Below are 295 nucleotides of genomic sequence, written 5' to 3' on the forward strand. Positions count from 1 at the left end.
GACCGCGAGGAAACCTACGGATATGCCATCACCCGTCAGCTGAATGAGCTGGGCTTCACCGACGTCATCGAGGGGACGGTGTACACCATCTTGCTGCGGTTGGAGAGGAACAAGCTCGTCCAGGTGACGAAGCGTCCCTCCGGGGTCGGTCCGCCGCGGAAGTTCTACGCGCTCAATGACGCTGGACGGGAAGAACTGGCGAAGTTCTGGGCGAAATGGCAGTACGTGTCATCACGCATCGACAGGCTCAAGGAGGAGGGCGGGAGATGAACTTCTGGGAGAAGGTCACCGGCAG

At 60.3% G+C, this 295-nt stretch carries 1 protein-coding gene; it reads left to right on the plus strand.

The window, feature by feature from the left end; genetic code table 11:
* A partial coding sequence (locus tag IG54_RS0137390) for a PadR family transcriptional regulator (protein ID WP_030795753.1) occupies window positions 1-270 on the plus strand: 270 nt, incomplete at its 5' end.
* Between the last annotated feature and the right edge of the window lie 25 nt (window positions 271-295).

The organism is Streptomyces sp. NRRL S-920 (genome assembly GCF_000717945.1).
Taxonomy (GTDB): domain Bacteria; phylum Actinomycetota; class Actinomycetes; order Streptomycetales; family Streptomycetaceae; genus Streptomyces; species Streptomyces alboniger.